This window comes from Variovorax sp. WS11 (genome assembly GCF_010499245.1).
Taxonomy (GTDB): Bacteria; Pseudomonadota; Gammaproteobacteria; order Burkholderiales; family Burkholderiaceae_C; genus Variovorax.
Genome location: NZ_JAAGOW010000001.1, coordinates 576,716 through 598,884, shown reverse-complemented (window position 1 = coordinate 598,884; position 22,169 = coordinate 576,716). Strand labels below are relative to the sequence as shown.

21 protein-coding genes and 2 pseudogenes are annotated in these 22,169 nt (G+C 64.6%); 12 read left to right on the top strand and 11 right to left on the bottom strand.

Annotated elements, in window-relative coordinates; genetic code table 11:
* Positions 1–34 precede the first annotated feature (34 nt).
* The 3 genes from GXN78_RS03130 to GXN78_RS03120 all read right to left on the bottom strand — a co-directional run bounded on the left by GXN78_RS03130 (position 35) and on the right by GXN78_RS03120 (position 3,893).
* Positions 35–1,474, bottom strand: coding sequence for an FAD-binding oxidoreductase (locus tag GXN78_RS03130; RefSeq protein WP_106559771.1), 1,440 nt, complete (start codon positions 1,472–1,474; stop codon positions 35–37).
* 456 nt (positions 1,475–1,930) lie between these two features.
* Positions 1,931–3,256 (bottom strand): IS1182 family transposase, encoded by a 1,326-nt coding sequence (locus tag GXN78_RS03125; RefSeq protein ID WP_164255356.1) that lies wholly within the window; start codon positions 3,254–3,256, stop codon positions 1,931–1,933.
* Between the two features lie 55 nt (positions 3,257–3,311).
* On the bottom strand, positions 3,312–3,893 hold the full coding sequence (locus tag GXN78_RS03120; protein WP_106561405.1) for a LuxR C-terminal-related transcriptional regulator: 582 nt from the start codon (positions 3,891–3,893) through the stop codon (positions 3,312–3,314).
* A gap of 99 nt (positions 3,894–3,992) precedes the next feature.
* On the opposite strand from GXN78_RS03120, the gene GXN78_RS03115 reads away from it, so the two are divergent.
* The 8 genes and pseudogenes from GXN78_RS03115 to GXN78_RS03080 form a co-directional block, all read left to right on the top strand.
* Positions 3,993–5,258, top strand: coding sequence for an amidohydrolase family protein (locus tag GXN78_RS03115; RefSeq protein WP_106561406.1), 1,266 nt, complete (start codon positions 3,993–3,995; stop codon positions 5,256–5,258).
* A 1-nt stretch (position 5,259) separates the two neighbouring features.
* Positions 5,260–6,027 carry an ABC transporter ATP-binding protein gene (locus GXN78_RS03110; protein ID WP_106561407.1) on the top strand — a complete coding sequence of 256 codons (768 nt, stop codon included), beginning with the start codon at positions 5,260–5,262 and terminating at the stop codon, positions 6,025–6,027.
* Positions 6,024–6,743 carry an ABC transporter ATP-binding protein gene (locus tag GXN78_RS03105; RefSeq protein ID WP_106561408.1) on the top strand — a complete coding sequence of 240 codons (720 nt, stop codon included), beginning with the start codon at positions 6,024–6,026 and terminating at the stop codon, positions 6,741–6,743. The genes GXN78_RS03110 and GXN78_RS03105 overlap by 4 nt, the downstream gene beginning before the upstream one ends.
* Positions 6,744–6,760: 17 nt before the next feature.
* The gene (locus GXN78_RS03100; RefSeq protein ID WP_106561409.1) at positions 6,761–7,966 is read left to right on the top strand and encodes an ABC transporter substrate-binding protein; all 1,206 of its coding nucleotides are present in this window, start codon (positions 6,761–6,763) and stop codon (positions 7,964–7,966) included.
* 19 nt (positions 7,967–7,985) lie between these two features.
* Positions 7,986–8,873: a branched-chain amino acid ABC transporter permease gene (locus tag GXN78_RS03095; RefSeq protein WP_106561410.1), complete on the top strand. Its 888-nt coding sequence runs from the start codon at positions 7,986–7,988 to the stop codon at positions 8,871–8,873.
* Positions 8,874–8,890: 17 nt separating this feature from the next.
* Positions 8,891–9,841: a branched-chain amino acid ABC transporter permease gene (locus GXN78_RS03090; protein ID WP_239142790.1), complete on the top strand. Its 951-nt coding sequence runs from the start codon at positions 8,891–8,893 to the stop codon at positions 9,839–9,841.
* Positions 9,838–10,245 (top strand): hypothetical protein, encoded by a 408-nt coding sequence (locus GXN78_RS03085; protein WP_106561412.1) that lies wholly within the window; start codon positions 9,838–9,840, stop codon positions 10,243–10,245. The genes GXN78_RS03090 and GXN78_RS03085 overlap by 4 nt, the downstream gene beginning before the upstream one ends.
* A gap of 164 nt (positions 10,246–10,409) precedes the next feature.
* A pseudogene (locus GXN78_RS03080) lies at positions 10,410–10,562 on the top strand (aldo/keto reductase); the annotation flags it as partial.
* A gap of 14 nt (positions 10,563–10,576) precedes the next feature.
* Here GXN78_RS03080 and GXN78_RS03075 read toward each other — a convergent pair.
* Positions 10,577–11,816: pseudogene (locus GXN78_RS03075) on the bottom strand (ISL3 family transposase).
* A 49-nt stretch (positions 11,817–11,865) separates the two neighbouring features.
* Here GXN78_RS03075 and GXN78_RS03070 point away from each other — a divergent pair.
* Positions 11,866–12,723, top strand: a complete 858-nt coding sequence (locus tag GXN78_RS03070) for an aldo/keto reductase (RefSeq protein ID WP_239142789.1) — start codon at positions 11,866–11,868, stop codon at positions 12,721–12,723.
* A 27-nt stretch (positions 12,724–12,750) separates the two neighbouring features.
* On the opposite strand, the gene GXN78_RS03065 is transcribed toward GXN78_RS03070, so the two are convergent.
* The 7 genes from GXN78_RS03065 to GXN78_RS03040 form a co-directional block, all read right to left on the bottom strand.
* Positions 12,751–13,134: a carboxymuconolactone decarboxylase family protein gene (locus GXN78_RS03065; RefSeq protein ID WP_106561280.1), complete on the bottom strand. Its 384-nt coding sequence runs from the start codon at positions 13,132–13,134 to the stop codon at positions 12,751–12,753.
* 42 nt (positions 13,135–13,176) lie between these two features.
* Complete coding sequence (locus GXN78_RS03060) at positions 13,177–14,220, bottom strand: porin (protein ID WP_106561279.1); 1,044 nt, start codon at positions 14,218–14,220, stop codon at positions 13,177–13,179.
* A 311-nt stretch (positions 14,221–14,531) separates the two neighbouring features.
* Entirely contained in the window at positions 14,532–15,605 is a 1,074-nt protein-coding gene (locus GXN78_RS03055) for an SMP-30/gluconolactonase/LRE family protein (protein ID WP_106561278.1), read from the bottom strand.
* A gap of 112 nt (positions 15,606–15,717) precedes the next feature.
* The gene (locus GXN78_RS03050; RefSeq protein WP_164255354.1) at positions 15,718–16,473 is read right to left on the bottom strand and encodes an enoyl-CoA hydratase-related protein; all 756 of its coding nucleotides are present in this window, start codon (positions 16,471–16,473) and stop codon (positions 15,718–15,720) included.
* Positions 16,474–16,502: 29 nt separating this feature from the next.
* Entirely contained in the window at positions 16,503–17,768 is a 1,266-nt protein-coding gene (locus GXN78_RS03045) for an acetyl-CoA hydrolase/transferase C-terminal domain-containing protein (protein WP_106561276.1), read from the bottom strand.
* Between the two features lie 83 nt (positions 17,769–17,851).
* Entirely contained in the window at positions 17,852–18,205 is a 354-nt protein-coding gene (locus GXN78_RS41880) for a substrate-binding domain-containing protein (RefSeq protein WP_258187303.1), read from the bottom strand.
* Positions 18,112–18,759 (bottom strand): LysR family transcriptional regulator, encoded by a 648-nt coding sequence (locus tag GXN78_RS03040; protein WP_258187302.1) that lies wholly within the window; start codon positions 18,757–18,759, stop codon positions 18,112–18,114. The genes GXN78_RS41880 and GXN78_RS03040 overlap by 94 nt, the downstream gene beginning before the upstream one ends.
* Before the next feature lie 159 nt (positions 18,760–18,918).
* Here GXN78_RS03040 and GXN78_RS03035 point away from each other — a divergent pair, with 159 nt between their 5' ends.
* From GXN78_RS03035 to GXN78_RS03025, 3 genes are all read left to right on the top strand, one after another.
* The gene (locus GXN78_RS03035; protein ID WP_106561275.1) at positions 18,919–20,079 is read left to right on the top strand and encodes an acyl-CoA dehydrogenase family protein; all 1,161 of its coding nucleotides are present in this window, start codon (positions 18,919–18,921) and stop codon (positions 20,077–20,079) included.
* An 83-nt stretch (positions 20,080–20,162) separates the two neighbouring features.
* Positions 20,163–21,284 carry an iron-containing alcohol dehydrogenase family protein gene (locus GXN78_RS03030; protein WP_239142586.1) on the top strand — a complete coding sequence of 374 codons (1,122 nt, stop codon included), beginning with the start codon at positions 20,163–20,165 and terminating at the stop codon, positions 21,282–21,284.
* A 23-nt stretch (positions 21,285–21,307) separates the two neighbouring features.
* Positions 21,308–22,150 (top strand): CoA ester lyase, encoded by an 843-nt coding sequence (locus GXN78_RS03025; RefSeq protein WP_106561282.1) that lies wholly within the window; start codon positions 21,308–21,310, stop codon positions 22,148–22,150.
* The last annotated feature ends 19 nt before the right edge of the window (positions 22,151–22,169 follow it).

Here is a 22,169-nt window from a genome sequence, read left to right as displayed (position 1 = left end):
AGCAGCACGGGAGCGCCCGTCTCGCTGCGTGGAGTCAGCCTTCCGCCGTGTGCAAGAGGGGGAGCACCTTGCCGGGATTCAGCAGGTTCTTCGGGTCGAACGCACGCTTCAAACGCCACGCCATCTCGAGTTCAGTGGCCGACTTCACGGTGAGCAGTTCGTCGCGCTTGCCAACGCCTACGCCGTGCTCGGCCGAGATGGAACCGTCCATCGCAACGGCGATCTCATCAACCGCCTTGTTGATCTGCGCGCCGGCCAAGGCGAGATACTCCTTGGGCGGAACGTCGGCTGGCCGCAGTGGATTGAAGTGCACGTTCCCGTCTCCCATGTGCCCGTAGATCACCATGCGCGTCTGGGGCGCGATGCGCAGCACGCTTTCCGTGGCGCGTTCGATGAATGCCGGAATCTGCGAAAGGGGAACGGAGATGTCGCAACGCACGCTGCCGCCGGTTCGCGTCTGCGTGTCTGAGATCTCTTCGCGCAGGCGCCAGAATTCAGCCGCATGCGAATCTGCCGTTGCGATAGCCGCATCCTCGATCGTTCCATCCTCCAAGCCGGCCTGCAGCGCCTCGTAGAAGGCGTTGTCAAGGTCTTCCTGTGCGCGTCCCGACGCCATCTCCGCAAGGACATACCAGGGAGACTGCACCGACAACGGCGAGCGAGCATCCGGGAGGTGATCAAGCACGAGCTCGAGTGCAGCGGCCGAGATCAGTTCGAAGGCCGTGACATCCTGGCCTAGCCGCTTGCGCAGGGCACCGAAGAACGAAAGTGCGCCTCGCGGGCTCTTGAAGCCGAGAAAGGCCGTCGATTCAGAACGCGGCTTGGGAACGAGCTTCAGCACCACTGCGGTGACGACGCCGAGCGTTCCTTCGGCGCCGATGAACAGCTGCTTCAAGTCGTACCCTGTGTTGTCCTTGCGCAGCGCGCGAAGACCGTTCCAGACCTCGCCCCACGGCAGCACAACTTCGACACCCAGGATCAGGTCCCGCATGTTGCCGTAGCGCAGCACGGCGGTGCCGCCGGCGTTGGTCGAGAGATTCCCACCAATCTGACAGCTGCCTTCGGAACCGATTCGCAAGGGAAACAGCTTCCGCGCCACCTCGGCATGGCTGCGAGCCTCCTGCAGCGTGACACCCGCCTCGACCACCATGGTGTCGTTGACCGCGTCCACGGTGCGCACCCGGTTGAGGCGCGACAGGCTGAGGATGACCGCGTTGCCCGTGTCGTCCGGAACGGCGCCGCCGAGCAGCGACGTGTTGCCGCCTTGCGGCACGACGGGCACGTCGTGGGCATGGCAGTAGCTCATCACGAGACTTACTTGCGCGGTGTCCGCGGGGCGGACCACTGCCAGGGCCTTGCCGATGAAAACGCCGCGGTAGTCCGTGGCGTAGCTGCGCGTGTCGCGTTCTGCGTCAAGGCAATGCGCCGCACCGACGATTGCCGACAGGTTCTTGATGTGCGTGACGTTGTCCATGAGTTCTTCGCTCGTCGGCGATCAATGCTTTGTCAGAGATCAGGCAGGCGTCGTGGCCAGCACCTAATGCACTAAGAGTCTAGGAGACGTAAACGCCTACGGCAATAGGTGCCGCGCACTTAAGTGTTTTTTGTGGGAGGCGACCGCGCGGGTCGATGCGACGGCGCCCCGAGCGGGCGCGTCGTGCTGCCTGAAGGTCCCGCGCGCCCGAACGGAGATCGGGTCGGCGGCTTCAGGAAGAAGTGGTCAAACGGAACTGTCGTGCGTCAGGACGCTGCTTGGCAGCGCTAGGAGTCCGCGCGGCAGAAGTTTTTCTGCGCGGAGGTGAGCCCCGCGTTGAGTTCGTGCACGGCGAGGAAGGGTTGGCGCTGCGCCTTGGCTGTTCCTGAAGCTCCCGGACAGGGTCTATTTGGCCTGCCGGAGGCGAGGGGCACGCGTGTGCCCCCACTGTGGACCTTATCTGACCATCAAGGTGCTCATGCGCCGCAGGTTCAGCGCCAGGCACACGAGCTTGAACTCGGCCTTGACCTTGTTCAATCCCCGCAGGCTGAACTGCCGGAAGCCCAGCACGCTCTTGATCCACCCGTTGGGCGCCTCCACGATCCACTTCCTCTTGCGGTAGGCCGCTTGGCCTGGTGGCGTCTTCAGCCTGGCATCCATCGCTGCAGTGCGCGGGTATTGTTCGGCGTCGATGTCCAGCGCCTGCTTGCCCTCTCGGCCCAATGCCACGATCAGCTCGCTCGGGCTGTCCTTGAGCTGCTCGAACACGGCCTCCGAGCGGAATCCCGCATCCGCCAGCACCTGTCGGGCGTCCTCGCCCAGGTTGGCCTTCACCGCCGCCAACAGCACCGGCAGGCGGTCACTGTCGGCGGCGTTGTTGCTCAGTTCCGCGGCCACCACGAGTTGCGCGGCCTCGTCCACCGCGGTGTGGGCGTTGTAGCCGTAGTCGTAGCCGCCACCTGAGCGTTTCATGATCCGACTGTCCGTGTCGGTGAAGCTCTCCTGGGCGCTGTCCTTGGGAACACCGAAGTCGCGCTTGTAGCGCCCGCCCTTGGGCTTGCCGTCCTTGTCGCGGGGTTTGCGCTCGTCGTCGGCGCTGCGCCCGCGGGCCGCATCGGCCTCGCGCTGGCGTTGCTCCAGGCGCAGCTTGGCCTCGGTGATCGCCTTGAGCCGGTCCTCACGGCGCTTGATCTCCCCGGGGATGTCCAGGTCGGGTTCGTTCTTCTCCAGGTCGTCGGCGGCACACGCTCGGTTGAGCAAGCCATCGATCTGCGCCTTGAGTTCGCCCTCGGCCTTGACCATCCTGTCATAGCTCATGGCCTTGTGGCGGCTCGCGTTGGCCTTGAGCTTGGTGCCGTCCACCGCCACGGTGCCCAGCTTGACCAGGCCGCACTCGCGCGCCAGGCGCACCACCTGCACGAACAACGCCGCCAGTTCCTCCAGGTGCAGTGCCCGGAAGTCCGAGAGCGTGCGGTGCGCCGGGTAGTTCTCTGCAGCCAACACCCGCAGCGCAACGTCTTCGTGCAGCTTGGCCGCGAGCTTGCGCGAACTGAAGGTGCCGGTGGCATAGCCGTAGATCAGCACCTTGACCATCATGGCCGGGTGGAACGGCTGATTGCGCGGCCCACCCTTGGCGTATCGCGCATGGAAGGCGCTCAGATCCAGGCTGTCGACGCTGTCGCTGATGAAGTACGCCAGGTGCCCTTCGGGCAGCCAGTCTTGAAGTGCGTCAGGAAGCAGTCTTTGCTGCTGAGGCTCGTAGGGCAGGTAGCTGATGGGCATGCGCCCAAATCTATCAAGCATCTGCGCGCTCGTCACGCTTCTGCCGCGCAGGCTCCTAGCCGGCAAGCAGACGCTGCACGAGATCGGGTGTGCTGCTCACGCTGTACTTCCGCAGAAGCCGCGTCTTGTAGATGTCCACCGTGCGCGGACTGATTCCCAGCGCCTTCCCGACCTCTTTGCCGGTCTTGCCTTCAATCAGCAGAGCCGCGATGTCGCGCTCCCGCGGCGTCATCGAGCCCCGCAGGGCCGAGTTGACCTTGCGCCCCGTCGAGAGGTCGGTGAATGCCCAGATGGTGTCCCGATGAGGGTCGTCAGGCGTATTCGTGAAGCCGCTGACATGGACCCAGAACAACTCGCCATCCAGCCGCCGCATCACTCGGTCGTCGGAGAAGGTCAGGTCCTTGGCCAGGACCGGGGCGATCCGGCTGCCGGTCTGCTCGAAGTGCGCCTGGGTCGGATAGAGGCGTTCGAAGGTCGTGCCGACGAGATCCTCGACACTGCCGCGAAAGATCATGGCGAATGCGCGATTGCAATCGAGGATGACGCGGTTGCGGCCGAGCGCCTGGCCGACGGGTGCATCCTGGAATGCGCGTTGGTAGTCGATTGCGACGGACGTGCTGCTTGCCTTCTTGCTCATTGAGGACCGCCTTCCAAAAAAACACTTAAGTGCTCGACACCTATTGTCGTAGGAGTATACGGCACCTAGACTCTTAGCACGTTAGGTGTTGGAGGTTTCATGTCGATATTTGTTCTGCGCAATGCAAACCTGCTCGATCTCGAGGAAGGCGCGCTCTTGGATGGAATGGACGTTGTGGTGGTCGATCACAAGATCGCCGACATCGGCCGTGGTTTGGTGGATCCCGTTGGGACCGACGCCGTCTACGACTTGCGGGGCCTCACGCTCATGCCGGGTCTGATTGACTGCCACGTCCACGTGACGGCATCCCACGTCAACCTGGGCCTCGCAGCAAAACTACCGAACGCGCTCGGAGTGATTCGCTCACTGCCGATCCTGAGGGGGATGCTGTTCCGTGGATTCACCAGCGTTCGAGACGCGGGGGGCGGGGACTGGGCCCTTGCACAAGCGGCCCAGGATGGCCTGATCGAAGCGCCGCGCTTGTTTCCCTCGGGAAAGGCGCTGTCGCAGACAGGTGGCCATGGCGATTTTCGCGCACGAAGCGATCAGCTCGAGCCATGCGCCTGTTCCTTCCGCATCGGCAACATCGCACGCGTGGTCGACGGCGTCGATGACGTGCGCCGCGCCGCTCGCGACGAGCTGACCAAGGGCGCGACGCAGATCAAGGTGATGGCAAGCGGCGGGGTGACATCGCCCAACGACCCGATCGGCAATACGGGCTATTCGATGGATGAGCTGAGAGCCATCGTCGACGAGGCTGCCGCCTGGCAAACCTATGTGATGGCGCATGCCTACACGCCAAAGGCCATCAAGCGCGCCGTGGAGGCGGGTGTGCGCACGATCGAACACGGCAATCTCATCGATGAGGCAACTGCTCGACTTGTCAAGGAGGCCGGCGTCTTCGTGGTCCCGACGCTGATCACCTTCGACATGCTCTCCAGCGAAGGCGCAGCGTTGGGCCTCCCGCCGGAATCGATTGCCAAGGTGGACGACGTGCGTCTGGTTGGCCGTGAGGCGATTGCCATGCTTCACAGGCTCGGCGTCCGAATGGGTTTCGGCAGCGATCTGTTGGGAGAGTCGCACAAGCATCAAAGCGAGGAGCTTCGCATCCGCTGCGAGATCGTGGGCAACCTCGAGACGCTGCGAAGCGCGACGACCGTGGCCGCCGACATCCTTCAGCGGGCGGGAACCCTGGGCGTGGTCCGGCCAGGTGCAATCGCCGACCTGTTGGTCGTCAAGGGCAATCCGCTAAATGACATCGGTGTGCTGACCGGGCAGGGGGAGGGCCTCGCCGCAATCATGAAGGATGGTCGTTTCGTCAAGAACGAACTCCAGGCGCGGACCAGCGCGGCACTGGTTGCCTGACATGACGACGCTCCTCGAAATTTCCGACCTGCGTGCGACCTTCGGCGGCTTGCATGCGCTTGCTGGCGCAAGTTTCAACGTAGCGCGCGGGAAGACCACCGGCCTGATCGGGCCGAACGGCGCGGGCAAGACCACCCTTTTCAATGCCGTTACCGGCCTGCTGCCCCAGGCGACCGGACGCATCGTTTTCAACGGCGTGGACATTGCCGGAAAGCGACCCGAGCGCATCTCCCGCGCCGGACTGATCCGCACCTTCCAACTTGCGCGTGGTTGTCCTCGCATGACGGTTTTCGAGCATCTGATGCTCTACGGACCCAGGCAGGCGGGGGAGGGCTTCCTGGCAGGACTCGTGAGTGGTGCAGCGGTCAAGGCGCATGAGGAAGAGTTGCGGGAAAAGGTGTGGGCCATGGCGCACAGGCTTCGCCTGAACGGCGTTCTCGACAACCTCGTGCCGGCATTGTCCGGTGGCCAGAAGAAGCTTCTGGAGATCGGGCGAGCGCTGCTGGCCGAGCCCGAGATGATCCTGCTCGACGAGCCCATGGCCGGCGTCAATCCCACGCTCGTGGGTGAAATCGCGGACCAGCTCGAAGCGGTGAAGGCCGAAGGCATCGCGATCCTTCTGATCGAACACGAGATGGCGCTCATCAAGCGGCTTTGCGAAGAAGTGATCGTGATGGCCGAAGGCAAGTACCTGACGCACGGCAGCTTCGACCAGGTCACGTCGGACCGCCGCGTCCAATCTTCTTACCTTGGGAGGAGCCGCGCATGACGACTCTGAATGTCGGTGATATCCGCGGCGGCTACGGCAGCGCGGATGAGATCGTCAAGGGCATCGATCTCGAAGTGAAGGCAAGCGATCTTGCCGTGATCATCGGCCCCAACGGTGCTGGCAAGTCGACGTTCCTGAAGCTCGTTGCGGGTCTTCTCAAGCCCAAGACAGGCCATGTGGAGATCGATGGCCGTCATCTTGTGCCGGGCAGCGCACAGGACGCCTGCGAACACGGCCTCAGTTTCGTGCCGCAGGAGCGCAACGTCTTCCAGAGCCTTTCAGTCAGAGAGAACCTCGAGATGGGCGGCTACCTGGTGCGCGCAGAACTCAAGTCCCGGGTCGAGGCGCAGCTCGAGCGCTTTCCGCTGTTGAAGCCGCGCCTGAAGCACAAGGCCGGCAATCTGTCTGGAGGCCAGCGACAGGTGCTTGCGATGGCGATCGCCCTGATGACGCAGCCGCACGTGCTGCTCTTGGACGAGCCGACAGCGGGGCTTTCGCCCGCCGCAGCCGACGAAGTCTTCGACCTGATCCGCGAGCTGGCGGGCCAAGGCCTCGCGATTCTGATGGTCGAGCAGAACGCGTTGCTTGCCCTCGAGTACGGCACGCGGGGCCTTGTTCTTGTCGCTGGGCGAAAGCTCAGGGACGCTAGTGCCGCGGAGCTGTTGGCGGATGACGAGGTTCGTCATCTGTTTCTCGGCGGCGCACAGATTCACTGATTCAACTTTCCTGGAGCATGTCCATGACTAGCAGAAGATCTTTCCTATGTACAAGCGCCGCGGCAGCCCTGGGGGCGGCTCACCCGCTCCTTTGGGCTCAGAACAAGGAGCCGATCAGGATCGGCATCCTGATCCCTCTAACCGGTGCCACGAGTCAGTTCGGCGCGACCATGAGCCGGGCGGCCCAGATCGCCGCGGAGGAGATCAACGCAGCCGGTGGCGTCAACGGACGCCGCGTGGAAGTCGTCATCGAGGATGATCAGAGCAACCCGGAGGCGGCCGTGCGCGCTGCACGCAAGCTGATCGACGTCGACCGGGTCGTGGCCATCGGCGGATCCTATGCGTCCTCGGTGACCTCGGCCATCGCGCCCTTGTGCTGGGAGAGCAGGACTGTCCTGGCCACCGCGTCGGGCGCAGACAGCATCACGAAGCTTCCTCATCAGGGCTATGTCTTCCGCACTTCACCGACCGTGACGCTGCAGGGCACGCGGGTGGGCGACCTCGGCGTGGAACTCGGCTGCAAGAAGATGTTCTTCCTTGGGCCCCAAACGCCGTTTGCGCAGTCGTATATCGACATCATCTCGGGCATCTTCTCGCGCGCCGGCGGCGCCGGCGCGGGTCTGATCTACGAAGACAAAAAGTCCAGCTACCGTTCCGAAGTCGACCAGGCGCTGCGCACCAAGCCGGATGTGATCGTGCTCGGCGGCTATGTCCCCGACACGTCGGTCGTGCTGAAGGACCTCTATCGTGCCGGCTACGACGGCAAGCGCATCGGCTTCTCTTTCGGCATCAACCAAAAGCTCGTGGAGGCGGTGCCCGCCGAAGTCGGAGAGGGCGCCTACTCGCTGGTCCCGTCGGCGGCCGTTGCTGCAGGTGCCTACAAGCGGCTGGTCGCGAAGATGAAGATCGACGCGCTCGACAGTTATTCCTGTCAAGTCTACGACCACGTAAATCTCGTCGCGCTCGCGCTCGCCAGCGCACCGTCCGGCGAGGCCAACGGAACCACTGTGCGGGACAACCTGCGCGGCGTCTCCCAGTCGCCTCAGGGCAAGGTTGTCGACAACGCTGCCGACGGGCTGAAGCTTCTGAGCGCAGGAGGCCGCATCAACTTCGATGGGGCCAGCGGGCCGCTCGATTTCGCCGACAACGGTGACGTCAAGGGCGTCTTCTTCCGCTACGAGCAGATCCAGAAGGGCAAGCTCGCAGTGACCAAGGTGGCTTGAGGCTAGCCAAAGGATCGAGATGTTCTCCGATATCGTTCAGCACTTGGCCAATGGGTTGGTGATGGGGGCGGTCGTGGCCCTGCCCGCCCTGGGCCTGACGCTCATCTTCAGCGTGCTTGGTTTCATCAACTTCAGCATCGCCGCTCAGATGACGGTGGGCGCCTACGCAGGGTGGCTGGTCAACAGCCATCTGCACTGGCCCCTCGTTCCCGTCCTGGTGGTGGCATTCGCGATGGCCGGGCTGGTGGGCGTCGTCGGCGATCGCCTGGCACTCGTTCCCATGCGCCGCAAGGTGTCGGCTCATACACCGCTGATGGTGGCCATCGTGTCTATTGCGCTGAACCTCGCGCTGGAAAACGCACTGCGCTTCGGCTTCGGCAGCGACCTGAACAGCTTCGAGATGCCCATCGCACGCGATGTGCAGTTCGGTGGCATTCGGATCGGTCCGCAGCAGATGCACAACCTCGGCATCGCCCTGGCCATTGCCATGGTGCTGGCGGTGTTCTTCACCGTCACGCGCGTCGGGAAGGCGATGCGCGCCGTGGCCGACAACCCCGATCTGGCCCGCCTCAAGGGGATAGATCCGGCAAGGCTGTCAAACCTCGCGACGTTCATCGGCATGGGGCTTGCCGGCACGGGTGGGGCGTTGCTCGCCATAGACACCAGTGTCGACCCGTCCACGGGTTCCCGCCTTCTGTTGATCATCTTTTCGGCGAGCGTGCTCGGTGGGCTGACGAGCCTCACCGGCGCAGTGCTTGGGGCGCTCCTCATCGGCGTGGTCAGCGAGCTTGCGCTGCTGGCCATTTCTCCGGTCTACCAGTCGGCGACGGCGTTCGTGGCGATCCTGCTGGTTCTGTTGGTGCGTCCCAGCGGACTGTTCGCTGGCGCGTCTGGAGTTCGCGAATGACTTCATACCTCGTGTTCATGGCCACCCTGGCCGGCATCTATGCCCTGTTATCCCTCGGATTGGTGACGATCTGGGGGCAGGGCGGCATGGTGAATCTCGGCTTGGTCGGCTTTTATGCCGTCGGTGCGTACACCTCCGCGTTGCTTTCGAGCGCCGGCGTTCCGATCGGCATCTCTCTCGTGTGTGCGGCCCTGATGGCCGGCGCGGTCGGAGTCGTCCTGTCGTACGTGACGCGACCGCTGCGCGGGGACTACCTGGCGATCGTCTCGCTGGGCTTCGCCGAAGTTATCCGGCTCGTGGCGACCAATGAAAAATGGCTTACCGGAGGCAGCGACGGTCTCTCGGGCATCCGTTCGCCGCTCAAGTTCGAACTCGGTGCAGCACACCCCTGGTTCTATCTGCTTCTGGTCTGGGCGATCGTTGGCGCCACCGCGCTCTGCCTCACCCGGCTGTTCAGGTCGCCCTATGGGCGTGCGCTCAGGGCCGTGCGCGACGACGAACAGGTGGCGGCTGTGGCGGGAAAGGCGGTGTTGCAACTCAAGCTCAAGACCTTCTTCGTGGGCGCTGCGCTGTCTGGCATCGCGGGTGGCATCTATGCCCACCTCACCAGCTACATCGCGCCCGATGGCTTCGTGCCGCTCCTGACCATCTACATCTTCCTCGCGGCGACGGCCGGCGGCTACACGCGCGTGATCGGAGCCATCGTCGGTTCGCTGGCCGTCGTCGCCTTGCTGGAGTCGACACGATTCGTTGCGGCCGTTGTTCCCGCCCTGACCGCCGTGCAGGTCGCTTCGCTGCGTGAGTTCGTCATCGCGATCAGCTTGATCGCGATCATGCAGCTCAGGCCGGAAGGTGCATTTCAGAGCGTGAATCAGAAGGCGCGAGCGGACTCTGCCCCGCGACGCGCGAAGGCGAGTGCCGCTGCCGAGTCGGAGCCGTCATCAAACGTTCTGGCGAGCCGCGCATGACTTCCCAGCGGGACTGGTCTGATTTCGCCAGGCGCTTGGCGCTGCGATTGGACTTCGATCTGATGACGGTTCTCGAAGTGGACTGGAGCGAAAACCTGGTCAGGCGCAGCTTTTCCACAGACGAGACGAACTATCCAAGCGCCGGCGTCAAGCGCCTGATGAGCAGTTCGTGGGCCAACCACGTGATCTTTGGCGGCCAAGTGTTCCGTTCGCAGACGAGAGCGGAGTTCCGTTCGGCTTTCGAGGACTACAAGACCTTGGAGGCGCTCGACCTGTTCTTCGCGCTCAATGTGCCTTGCCAGGAGCGGGGCCGGACGGTGCGTACCGTCAACTTGCTTCGTGGCTCAAGCGCGTTTCCCGAACAGGCCATCGAGGCGGTTCGCGTAGGGCTCGACGCTTGGTGAGATCCAATAGAGGCGGAACGCGCTGCGAAGGCCCCCGGAGCGAAGGGTTCTTGGGCGGGCCAAGCTCTCTGGCCTACAAATATGCTCATTGATGAGGGCTCCTCACAAGTCTTTGCCAATTCTGCCATCTAGTCGTAGCGGGGGGCGATCACCAGAATTGAGCCATGCAAAAACGCAAACTTGGAAAAAGCAATCTCGAAGTCTCGGCCCTCGGCCTGGGGTGCATGGGCCTGAGCCATGGCTACGGCCCGGCCACGGACAGCCGGCAGGCGATCGCCTTGATTCGCACTGCAGTCGATCGAGGCGTCACATTCTTCGGCTCTGTTAAAAATCAAGTGGGTTGCCCAGCGTGAGGGTTGATGGCTTGGAAGTCGAGCTTGCCGGCGATCAGGAAGATGACCGTCTTGATAGTGGACAGGCGCACGAAGCCGCGGGCGCGACGCTTGGCAGCCTGGAACAGGCCGTTGATGGCCTCGAGAAAGCCGTTGGTCTGACGCGTCTGCGACCAGGCCACGATGCCGTCCATGTGGCGGCGCACGAGCGCGGCAACTTCTTTCATCGGCTGGACCTTCGAGCGCATGACGCAGGTGCTCCAGTACCGAAGCATGGCGCGCATCACGTTGACCTGCCTGCGCTCCAGGATCTCTCGCAGCTGCTCCTTGTAGAGCCAAGCTCGGGCCGTGCGTTTGAGGCTCGGCTGTGTGATCAATGCGTAGAGATCGGCGGCGGCCTCGGGCGTGAGGCTGTAGCTGCGCTGCCTTGAGCAGCGTCCAGCGCATGCCCTTGAGGGACCTGTCGGTACGCTGTTCGATGCGCCGTGTCTTGTCCACTGCGGTGTTGGCGTGCCAGATGACGTGGAACTTGTCGAACGTGATCTGAGCGTTGGGCAACTCCTCGCTCACGCCCTTGATGAAGGCCGGGGACATGTCGATGCTCACCGAGCTGATCTGCTGCGGCGGACAGCCATGAGCCTCGAGATCGCAGGCCAGTGCCGCTATGGCTTGGGCGTCGCGGCCCTCGGTGACGAAGAGCACTCGGCGGGCGACTGCGTCGGCGGCCAAGGTCACGTAGTCGTGCCCCCGGGCACGCGAGGTCTCGTCGATGGCCAGCGCAGTGACATCGCTGAAGTCGGCCAGCCCCAACGCCATCTCGACGTAGCGATTGCAAACTTCCATGACCCGATAGGCGGACTCGCCCACGATGCGTGCAACCGCCGCAAAAGGCATCTGCTGCGCCAGCATCAGGACAAGTGCCTCGAACAGCAGCGTGAAGCCCGACAGGCGTCCGGCGAAATCGGGCTCGACCAGGCGAACCGAGCCGTTGGGCAGCTTGACGCGTGGCGTGCGCACGTGCAGGTGGCACTCGTGCTGGAAGAAGTTCAGGTGTCGATAGGTCTTTGCCACCGTGTCATGCACGGGGTGCGTACCCTCATACCCGGCAACTGCGAAGTGGGTTCCGGGTTCGAAGTCGACCAACACGGTCAGCAGCTTGGCGCCTTCGTCGAACTCAACCGAATTCACCGACCAGGGCGCAGCAATCCCGAGCGCCGCTTCGAACAGCTTGGCAGTCATCGCACAACCCCTCGCAGAGTTCAGCCAGGCGAAATCTTACCCACTCGAAATTCAAGAGAGGCCATTCTTCGATACGGCCGAGGTGTACGGCCCCTACCTGAACGAGGAAGTCGTCGGCGAGGCGCTCGCCCCGGTGCGCGACCAGGTGGTGATCGCCACCAAGTTCGGCTTCACTTTCGGCGACGACAACCGGCAGCAGATCCTCAACAGCCGGCCGGAACACATCAGGCGGGCGGTGGAAGGCTCGCTAATGCGCCTGAGAACCGGCGTGATCGACTTGCTCTACCAGCATCGCGTCGATCCCGATGTGCCGATCGAGGATGTGGCGGGCACAGTCAAGGACCTGATCGCCGAGGGCAAGGTCAAGCATTTCGGATTGTCCGAAGCGGGTGCACAGACCATCCGGCGCGCGCATGCGGTGCAGTCCGTTACCGCGCTGCAAAGCGAATACTCGTTGTGGTGGCGCGAGCCCGAAGGCGAGATCCTGCCGACTCTGGAGGAGCTCGGCATCGGCTTCGTGCCCTTCAGTCCCTTGGGCAAGGGCTTCCTCACGGGCGCCATCAAAGAGGGCGCAACCTTCGGCAGTGACGACTTCCGCAGCAAGGTGCCGCGCTTCGCGCCGGCGGCGATCAAGGCGAACCAGGCCCTGGTGGACCTGCTCGGCCAGATTGCCAAAGACAAGGGCGTGACGGCCGCACAGATCGCACTCGCCTGGCTGCTGGCTCGCAAGCCGTGGATCGTGCCGATCCCGGGCACCACCAAGCTGAATCGGCTGGAAGAGAACGTGGGCGCCGCTTCGGTGGAGCTATTCGAGGCGGACCTGAGCAGGATTGCGGGCGCACTGCACGAAGTGAAAATCCAGGCCGACCGCTATCTGGCAGCGTTGCAGGCGCGCGTAGGGCGTTGAGCCGGAGGCAGGCATGTCAACGACGTTTCAGTCGATGAGTTGGCGGCTCTTCAAGACCTCTTCAGCCACTTTGAACGCCTCGCCTGCTGCCGGTAGCCCGCAGTACACAGCCGTGTGCAGGAGAATTTCGCGCAACTCGTTCACTGTGACACCGTTGTTGAGGGCACCTTCCAGGTGGTGACGCAGCTGCACGGGTCGATTCAGCGCTGTCAGCATGGCGATGTTGAGAATGCTGCGCAGCTTCCGATCGATGCCTTCGCGTGCCCATATCCTTCCGAAGCACACCTCCTCCGAATACTCGTTGAGCACGGCCGTGAAGGCATTGGCTTTCTTGTCCTTGCCTTCCACGTAGCCCTCTCCCATGAGCTCGTTCATGATCTGCCGGCCGATTTCCCTGCTGCTGCGATGCATGTGCAAAGGTCCTTCGAGGTGGTGTGTACGGCCCGTGGGGCCTCAGAAGTTGTGACGAATTCCCAGGTCGATGCCGGTGGAGGATCGGTTGGGCGCTGTGGTGGCGTTGACGGTGGCGTACCTCGCACCGCCGCTGTTGCGGATCGTCGCAATGGTCGAATAGAGGGCAGTTCGCTTCGAAAGGTTGTAGACCGCTCCGATTGCCAGCTTCCTGCCTTCGGGGTCCTGGCCCGTTTGCTTGGTCCGGATCGTCGAATAGGACGCCTTGAGCAGCGTCACCCCCACCGGCACTGTCAGCCCCACCAGCCAGCCGGATTGCTTGAGCTGGCCTTGCTGGTCGTGGTTCACATTGAAGGAGAGCCTGGCGACCTCGAAGTCATACGCACCAGCGATATTGCGGTAGATGGCATCCCCGGTGGCATACGAAGTCTGCATGAACGTCGCGGCTGCATTGATCGGGCCGCTGTCGTAGGTCAATCGCACCCCGCTGCCCGTGCCGTTGCGTTCGGTGGGTGTTCCGCTGGTGTTCTCGCCGAACCAGTGCTGGACATTGAGGCCGAACCCCCCGAGGACTTTGGGTGTGAGGTAGGAGATGGTGTTCGAAGCCCGAATCTGGTTCGGATTGATGCTGCCCGAGTAATTGATGCCGAGTCCCACTGCCAATGCGAACGGATCGAACTTGCTGACGAATGTCTCGTAGCTGGGCGACCAATCGCGTCCAAGATGCATCTCGCCCCAGGATCCACCGAGCCCGACGATCGACCGGCGGTTGAAGGTCATCAAGCCACTGGCGGTCGCACCCGTCGGTTGATTGTTGATGTTCGTTGGCTGGCCGGTACCATCGTCGGCGTTGAGTCCGGACTCGAGCCAGAACATGGCATACAGACCTCCACCCAGGTCTTCGACGCCCCGGAAAATCAGCTTGCTGGTCGCGTTGCCGCCGCTGATCAATCCTTTGCGACTGGTGAGCGAGCCTTTGGAGTAGGCCAGTCCGACGTCGACGGTTCCTTGCAGCGTCACGGACGACTGGGCATGGGTGGTGGTGACCGCTCCGAGCAGGGCGAGCACCAGCAGCGTTTTTTTCATGGATCTATGTCTCCGGTTTGTTCCAGAATGGAAGGTGGCAGCACTCGCGACGGTGCGTTCGAGATCGCCGGCGTGGCGACCCCCGCGTCTTCTTCAGCTTCCGGCTTTCATTGGCCGGCTTTGCTCTGAGTGGCCTTACGTTCTGGTCGAACCCATTGACCCAGTGCAGTGGTACGAAGCCGATCTCTTCGTACACGAGATGCAGTCTAGAAATTCGCAAACGCGCGGTCCATCGGCATTTCTTGGACACGAGTTGCTGATTTCGTGGACGATCGAAGAGCGGCCTTTCTTCATCGCCAGGGCGCGATGTCTCATTGGTGAGAGTAAAGGGTCGGCCCCTTCGCGAACCCTCTGGCCTTGAAGATCATCGCGCCCGTCTTCTTGAGTTCATCTCGCGCCAGGATGACCATTTCGTTGGTCCCCGGAATGAAGGCCATGCTGGTCACTTTAAGAAACTTGTCGTCCTCACGTCCCGGCACGAGGATCTGCCCGATCGGAACACCGCCGGGGCTGAGCACCAGCAGTCTTCCTTGGTGGTAGGCGGCCACGTACAGGTTGCCGTCCGCGTCCGTCCGCATGGAGTCCGGCGCCCGGCCGATGAGTTGGTACGGGATGGACGTCCCCCATCGCCCGACCACGCCGGGCGATGCCATGTCGGCGCGATGGATGCGTCCGGTCGCGAACTCGGAGGCCCACAGCACTTTGCCATCCGGGCTGACGGCGACGCCGTTTGCAGCGCCGAGCTTGGGAATGACGACGCTGACAGACTGGGAACTCGGAGGCACGTAGTACACGCCGCCATCCGGCTGCGTCGAAGTGCCACGGAAGTCTGTGAAGTAGATGCCCCCCGCGCTGTCGAAGGCCAGATCGTCGGCCAGGTACTTGCTCGCAGGCGGCACGATGACTTGTCGATTGCCGCCATTCGAATCCAGCGCGATGACGGTGCCGGCTTCGAACGTGCCGCTCGCGCCGATCGGCCCCAGGCCTGCGACAAAGATGCGTCCGTCCTTGTGGATCGCGAGGCCGGCCGGATGCAGGTCCTTCTCCGTGTAGATCGTCGTCAGCTGACGGTCCGGCGTCAGCCGCAGCACTCTGCCCGCGTAGATGTCGAGGAAATACAGGTTGCCCTGCCGGTCGAAGGCCGGCCCTTCCAGGGCCATGTTGCCGCCTTCGCCAACTTTGAAGTAAGGCTCGGCCACGGCAGTCGGCAAATCGCGTTCGGGCAGTGGAATCGCCGCCAGACCCTTCAGGCCTGGACGGTAGACGAGGGCATTGCCCAGGGTCCCTTGCGGTCCTGCGCATGCCGTCAGGGTCGTGACGACGGCGGTCACGGCACAGAGCCGGATCGTGCGCCGCCAGGGTCGGGTTTGGGTTGATTGCGTCATGAATGTCTCCTTCGTTTTGCGTGTTGCGAATCGAGTCTAGGAACGGTGCACGCCCAGAGTCCATCGCTGTTTTCGGGATGCGGCGACCTCTTTTTGCGAACGAACGCAACGGCTACGGCAGCACGCTCGTGAACACCGGTGCACGTTTCTCCGCGAACGCGGCGAGCCCTTCCGCATAGTCGGCCGACCCCAGGATCTCGGGGAGTGCGGCGCGTTCCAGCTGCAATGCCGCCTGCAACGGCAGCTCGATGCCCTGGTGCACGAGCCGCTTGATCGCCGCCAGCGCAGTGGCGGAGCGGCCCGCGAGCAGACGAGCCAACGCTTCGGCACGCGCGTCCAGTTCCTCTGCCGCGGCCACCTCATTGACAAGGCCGATCGACAGGGCGTACTCGCTGCTGACGGCCTCTCCCGTCAGCATCAGCTGCAGGGCGCGGCTGACCCCGACGATGCGCGGCAAGCGCTGCGTGCCGCCAGCGCCGGGGAACGCACCGATGCGGCTTTCGGTCAAGCCGAGACTGATGCCTGCGGCGGCAATGCGCAGGTCGCAGGCCAGCGCAAGCTCGGTGCCGCCGCCCAGGGCCAGGCCGTTCAGCACGGCCACCGTCACGCAGCGCGCAGTACCCAGCGCATCGATCGCGGCGCGGATGTGCGCGTTGTGCTCCAGCTTGCCTGCCAGGTCCATGCCTTTGCGCTCTTTGAGATCGGCACCGGCACTGAAGGCTCGTCCCGTGCCTTGCACGAGAAGCACGCGTGCGTGCCGCGCCGCTGCCTCGGCCACGCATGCTTTCAGCGCCACGACGCTGTCCATGCCCAGCGCGTTCAGCCGCTCTGGCCTGTTCAGCCGGATGCGGTAGATGCCGTTGTCCATGTCCTCCAGGGTTACGTCCCGTTGTTCGCTCATGGGAGTGAGTCCTTCTTCTGGTGTGTGATGCGCTTCAGTGCGTCACGGTGCTCAGGGTGTGCGATGGCGATCAAGCGGCGTTCGCGCTCGGCCAGCGAGCAGCCGCGCAGATGTGCGACGCCGTGCTCCGTGACGACGATGTCCACGTCGCTCCGGGCCGCTGTCACGGGCCGTTCGCCCAAGCTCGCGACGATGCGTGAATGCCGGCCGTCGGGGGTGGTCGATGGGAACGCGATGATGGACCGGCCACCGGGCGAGGCCTGGCCGCCGCGGACGAAGTCCACGTAGCCGCCGACAGCGCCCAGGTAGCGGCCGCCGGCCACCTCGGCATTCACTTGCCCGCTCAGGTCGATCTCGATGCCCGAGTTGATGGTGTGGAACTTCGAGAGGCCGGCCATCACGGAAAGCTGGTGCGTGTAGTCGGCGCTTCGCATGTCGAACAGGCCTGACTGTTCGGCGAAGCTGCGCAAGCGCTGCGTGCCGAACAGGCCGCCTGTCACGATGCGGCCAGCGTCGAGCCCCTTGTGCGCGTTCGTGACCACGCCGCGCTCGATCAGGTCGATCACCGCATCGGACACGACGCCGCTGTGCAGCCCCAGGCCATGATGGCCACGCAAAGCCTGTGCCACGGCAGCCGGCAGAGTGCCCACGCCCAATTGCACGGTGGCCTGGTCGGGGATCAGTTCGGCCACACACTGTGCGACGGCGTGCTCTGCCGCCGACGGCTCCGGGTCCGGCAGGTCAAGGATGCGGGCGTCGCCGTCGACCAGCAGATCGATGTCCTGCACCGAGACGATGGCGTCACCCTCCAAGGCGGGCAGGCCGGGGTTCAACAATGCGACGACCAGCCTCGCCTTCTGCAGCATGGCCCGTGTGAAGTCGCAAATGACACCCAGCGTGAAGCGTCCGTCGGCTAGCGGCCTGGCCTGCACCAGGCACACATCCACGCGCAACCCACCGCTGCGAAAGAGTCCGGGCAGTGCGCTGAGGTGCGCCGGAAAGATCTCGGCCAGCGCGGTCACACGGCGGCTGTTGCCGGCGCCGTTGAGCGCATGCAGACCAAAGTCACGCGCCAGGGCGGGCTGAAGCGTGTCGGAGTACGTCAGCCCGAACAGCAGAGTGGGGCGCTGTAGCGTCGGCCCCTGTGCGGCGAGCCTCTCGGTCAGCGCCAGCGGCTCGCCCGGACCTTGCGGCCAGGCGATGACTTCGCCGGGCCGGACCAGGTCGGCGAAATCGAGTTGCTCAAGTTGGCACTGCTGCATACGAGCCAGTCTAAAAACAGGCCCTCTGCCAAGTCCATGCGCGATTGCGGGACCATCGCTACGCGATTGCCGCAGATCGCAGGTCAGGCCAGCGGTTTGGCGAGCCGCAGTTCGGGCCAGACGTCGGTGGTCGCTTCCAGGAATGCACGGATCAGCGGGTCATCGCGCCGGCTCGCCAGGTGCACCAGGTAGCTCGGGTATTGCGCGTGAGCCAGCGGCGACAGCGCCACGCTGCCTTGGCGTTCGGCCTGCAGGGCGTAGTCTTCGCGCACCAGACCGAGGCCCACGCCAGCCTCCAACATCGCTCGGCCCAGCAGCGCGTTGTCGAAGGTCGCTACCGAATTCAGTACCAGCCCGCGCTCGCCGAACATCTGCTGCAGCATGGTGGTGTAGGCCGCACTTCCCTCCGTCGGCGTGACCCAGGGGAGGGCGGCCAGTGCGGCCAGTCGGCCTCTTCGATCCGCTGCTTCCACGCGGCCGGCCCGGCCACGCGGAACGCGAAGGTCTGCAATGCATAGCAGCTGAAGCTGGGGTCGGTCGGCCGGCCCAGCAGCAGCGCGATGTCCAGCTCGCCGGTCTTCAGGCCCTCGCGCGCGCCGGAGGAGGGGCGTGCCCGCAGGTCCGCGCTGACCAGCGGGTGCCGTTCGCGCAGCGCACTGGCCACCTCGCCGATGCGGCTGGCCGAGGGGTCGCTGCTGGACGCCACCACGATGCGTCCCTCGACCTTGCCGCCGAGTTCGCGTGCAAACGACGAGAACAGCGTTGCTTCGTTCAACACCGCCTTCGCCCGGCCCAACAGAAGTTCGCCTGCGCGCGTCAGTTCAAGCCGGCGGCTGGCGCGTACAAACAGCTGCGTGTCCAGCGTGGACTCGACCGCGCGCACATGCGCGCTGGCGGCCGACAGGCTGATGTGCAGGCGCTCGGCGGCACGCGTCAGGTGCCGCTCCTCGGCTACGGCGACGAATGTGCGCAGCTGCACGAGATCGATCATCACGGGCTTGTCTCCATCGGTGGAAGCGGTCGATTGTGATGCTTCACGAATCGAGCATAGACGCTCTCGGCAATCGCCATGGACGCGGCGGCGGCCAGCTTCGACACTGCGGGCATCGTTCAGACACCCCAAGGACCCCTCATGCCAAGCCAAAGATTGATGTTGACCGAAGACCAGCGCGCCCTGATCGGTGCCGTGCGCAACCTGTGCAAGGCCAAGGATTTCAAAGGCCACTCGATCAAGTACCTGGACGGCACCTACCCGGCCGAGAACTTGAAGGCCTTGGCCGCCATCGGCGTGCTGGGCATGTCGATTCCCGAGGAGTACGGCGGCTCCAACCTGCCGGTGTTCGACACCGCACTGGTGCTGGAAGAAATTGCCAAGAACTGCTACCCCACGGCCATGGGCGTCATGAGCAGCCTGGGCGTGCAGACTCGCGTGATCGCGACCTATGCCCCCGAGCCGATGAAGCAGGACATCCTTCCCAAGGTTGCGACCGGCGAGATCGCGCTGGCCGTGTGCATGACCGAACCGCACGCCGGCACCGACGTTCCGAACTACAGGACCAACACCGTCATCAAGGGAGACCGCGCCATCGTCCAGGGCGTCAAGACGCTCATCAGCAAAGCCAACGAGGCGCAGTGGTTCGTGGTGTTCACGCGCATCGACGGCACGCCGGGCCGGGATGGCATCGGCTGCGTGCTCGTGAACCGCGACAGCCCTGGATTCGAGGTCACGGCCCGCTATCACACCATGGGCGGCGAGTACCTGGCCGAGATCCAGTTCAACCAGGTCGAGGTGCCGGTCGAAAACGTGCTGCTGCGCCAAGGCGGCTTCAAGAAGCTGCTGACCGCGTTCAACACCCAGCGCTGCCTGAACCCCAGCATCTCGCTGGGCATGGCCGAAGCTGCCTTCGAGGAGGCGATCAACTATGTGCGCGAGCGCACCATCCGCGGGCAGCACGTGTCCGAGTTCCAGGGCATCCAGTGGAAGCTGGCCGACATGTACCGCGACATCGAAGCTGGCCGCAGCCTGCTGTACCGCGCGGCGCTGACGGCCAACCCTTTCCCCGACCCACACGAGGCCGCCATCGCCAAGATGTTCGTCAACGAGATGGCGATCCGTGTGACGAACGAGGCTCTGCAGGTACATGGCGGCTACGGCTTCACGGACGACTACCCGATCTCGCGCATCTACCGCGGCGTGCGCTACGGCACGTTGGGCGGGGGTGCGACCGAGGCACTCAAGGACCTGGTCGGCAAGAAGCTGGTCGAGAGCTTCGACCCCGTCGACGGCTTTCTGTCGCAGGGCACGTTCTGATGAGCCTGGCCCAACCGCCCGAAGAAGCTCGCACCGCAGGCACAACGGCGAGTCCCTTGCGGCACCTGGTGCCAGAGCTGAGGTTGTTCCACGGAACGAACAGCCTCGATGCGCTGCAGGGCGAGCTGGCACGACTGGGCAGCACGCGCGCGGTTGTCGTCTGCGGTGCATCGCTGGCGCGTGACGGGGCGGCGATGGCGCTGCTGCAAGAGGCCTTGGGCGAGCGTGGTGCCGGCGTGCTGCCCTGTGTGCGCGCGCACAGTCCGCTGGATGCGGTGCAGGCAGCGGCGGCCGACCTGCAGGCCCTGGGCGCCGACGCCGTCGTGGCCGTGGGTGGCGGCTCGGCGGTGGTCACGGCACGCGGCGCCAGCATTCTGTTGGCCGAGCAGGCGGACGCTCGGCAGCTCTGCACGCAGCGCGGCGCCGATGGCGTGTTACGCAGCCCGCGCCTGCTGGCGCCCAAGTTGCCGCAGCTGGTCGTGCCCACCACGCCGACCACGGCAACCCTGAAGGCGGGTAGTGCACTGCTCGATCCCACGGATGGCGGCCGTCTCGCGCTGTTCGACCCGAAGACGCGCGCCAAGGCGGTCTTCGTGCATCCTGCGCTGCTGCAGACGCCGCCTCTCGCACTGGTCGTCAGCGCGACGCTGAACACGCTGGCGATGGCGCTCGAGGGTCTGATGTCCCTGCGTGGCGATCCGTTCTCGGACGGACTTCTGGTGCATGCGACGCGGCTGATCGTGGAGCACCTGCCTCATGCCGAGGTGCCCGCGGGCCGCGAGGCTTTGATGTTTGCATCGCTGCTGTGCGGCCACGGCACGGACTACACCGGCGCCGGCATCGCGATTCCGCTCGGCCATGCGGTCAGCGCGCGTTTCCATGTCGACAACGGGCTGGCCAACGCGATCGTATTGCCGCATGTCGTACGCTTCAACGCCCAGCACGCCGTCGCGGGTCTTGAGCAACTGGCCCTGGCCTTCGGACGGACCGCACGAGGTGCCGCGGCAGCCGATGCCGTCGTGCATGGCATGGAGCAGCTGTTCGCGCAGCTCGAGAGCCCCAAGCGCTTGCGCGACATCGGCGTCACGCGGGCGTCGCTGCCGGAATTGGCTGAGGTCTCCATGGACGACTGGTTCGTGCGCGACAACCCGCGACCTGTGCGGGATGCGGCAGACCTGCTCGGTGTGCTCGACAGCGCCTGGTAGGCGCGCCCAAGAAGGACATGGCGATGCGATCCTTGCTTTTCGTGCCCGCGCAAGACGACCGCAAGTGCGACAAGGCTCTAGTCAGCGGTGCCGATGCGCTGATTCTCGACCTGGAAGATGCCGTGCCGCCGGCCGAGAAGGCGCTGGCACGCCGGCGCTGCGCCGACTTCGTGGCCCGCCACCGCGAGCGCATGCGCCTGTTCGTACGGGTCAACGCGCTGTCGACCGGCGAAGTCCTGGACGACCTGAATGCCGTCGTGCCCGCAGCTCCCTATGGCCTGATGCTGCCCAAATGCGAGAGCGGCCGTGACGTGGCCCGTTTGGCCGCCCTGATTGCCGAACGCGAGGCCGCGCCCGAACCGCTGCGCATCCTGCCGATCGTGACCGAGACTGCAGCCAGCCTGTTCCACCTGGGCAGCTATGCGGCCGACGCCGGCCCGCGCCTATGCGGCCTGTTCTGGGGCGGCGAGGACCTGGCAGCCGACATCGGCGCCAAGGCCAACCGCGACGCACAGCAGCGCTACACCGCGCCTTACGCGATGGCCCGCGCGCTCACGCTGCTGGGCGCCACCGCGGCGCGCGTGCCAGCCTACGACGCTGTCTACACGGACTTCCGCAACCCGGACGGCCTGCGCGCGGAGGCGGACGATGCCGAGCGCGACGGCTTCTCGGGAAAGGTCGCCATTCACCCCGACCAGATCGCGCCCATCCATGCCGCCTTCACGCCGAGCGAGACCGCGCTGGCGCAGGCGCGCCGCATCGTTGCCGCGTTCGACGCAGCACCCACGGCGGGCGCGCTAGCACTGGACGGCCGCATGCTGGACCGACCGCACCACCTCGCCGCGCAGCGCTTGCTCGCGCGTTGATCTTCACCCGGAGACCCTC